Source organism: Vibrio sp. Vb1554 (assembly GCF_033344235.1).
The window spans coordinates 1-1,297 of sequence record NZ_JAWPOJ010000230.1 but is presented as its reverse complement, the minus strand read 5'-3'; the positions used below and the strand labels follow the sequence as shown (position 1 = coordinate 1,297).

At 42.8% G+C, this 1,297-nt stretch carries 2 protein-coding genes; one reads left to right on the top strand and one right to left on the bottom strand.

The genetic code is table 11. From position 1 onward, the window contains the following. A partial coding sequence (locus R8N28_RS25205) for a TSUP family transporter (RefSeq protein WP_318183659.1) occupies positions 1–313 on the top strand: 313 nt, incomplete at its 5' end. Here R8N28_RS25205 and R8N28_RS25200 read toward each other — a convergent pair. After that, the gene (locus tag R8N28_RS25200; protein WP_011105668.1) at positions 249–1,109 is read right to left on the bottom strand and encodes a LysR family transcriptional regulator; all 861 of its coding nucleotides are present in this window, start codon (positions 1,107–1,109) and stop codon (positions 249–251) included. The genes R8N28_RS25205 and R8N28_RS25200 overlap by 65 nt on opposite strands. Positions 1,110–1,297: the final 188 nt, after the last annotated feature.

Genomic DNA, 1,297 nt, shown 5'->3' with positions numbered 1-1,297 from the left:
GGGCTCGATTTTTACCGTGTGCTTTGTTGCTCTTGGCCACTTTTCCCTCGTGGATGCAACAGCACGAACTAAGATTTTGAATTTCACTTCAAACATCGCTGCATTGTTGTTTTTCGTTCTAGCAGGGTTACCTGTATGGGAAATTGGTTTGACGATGGCGGTCGGTGGCTTTATTGGCGCTCAACTTGGCGCAAAAGTGGTGGTTACCAAAGGTCAAAAGTGGATTCGACCTCTAGTGATTACCATGTCTATGCTGATGGCAACAAAACTTCTTTGGCAACAACATCAGCAATGGCTTCTAACACTGTTTTAATTCGCTGATTGCGGTATGTGTTGTGGCGAAGACAGATGTGTATTGGGCGAATTAGAGGCTCTAGTTCTTCGAATTCAAAACAGAAATTTGATGCGATGTTGAGTGTTTTGATGATGGATTTAGGTATCAGTGCTGGCGCCATTCCTTTTAAAGCTAATTGTGCTGCTGCCGTGTAAGAGTCCATCTCCATCAAAGGTTGGATCTCGTACTTGGACAAAATGGCTTGCTGATATGTATTGGCTGGGTTATTCAAATCGTTAGTTAAAATCGCTTTTGGTAATTGAGTTAGCGGGTGCTTACTTATTATAGAGAAAGGCTCATCGGCGAGATGAACGCTCATCAAACCGTGATGAGAAGGTAAGTAACCAGCGCAGAATCCTAGGGTCGCTCGCCCCGATTTTACGTTTTCAACGATTCTCGGAGTGTGATTGGTAGAGATTCTGAGATAAGGATCGCGTGCCAGTTGCTCTTCCATAATCATACTCAGATAACCTGCGACGAGAGTTTCTGAGCAATCCATTTTTATTAATGACGTATCTTCGAGCTCTTGCTGATCGTAAATCTGTCCTCGTAACTCATTGAATGTGGGCTCTATCGTATTGATAAGGGCCAGAGCATCCGAGGTTAGTTTAATGTGTCTGCCGTTTGGCTCGATCAGTTTCTTTCCTAACTTTTTTTCTAAATTGGCGATACGTTTACTCACCGCAGATTGGCTGATGTACAGCTGACTACCAGTGCGGCTCATGGTTTTTTCTTTACTTAGTACAAGTAACGTTTCAATGCCTTCTAATAACATAGCAATTAATGAAAATTAGGAATGAGACGGATAATTTAACGAATTGCTGAGGGATAAGCGAATCGTGTTAATTAAAATGCGAAGAGCCGAGATAAAGTCGGCTCTTTAGATTGAAAGCTGTACTTGAATTGCTTAGCGGTTGATGGCGAAAGTAGGTATAGATAGGTGCCAACGAATCGCACCAAGGC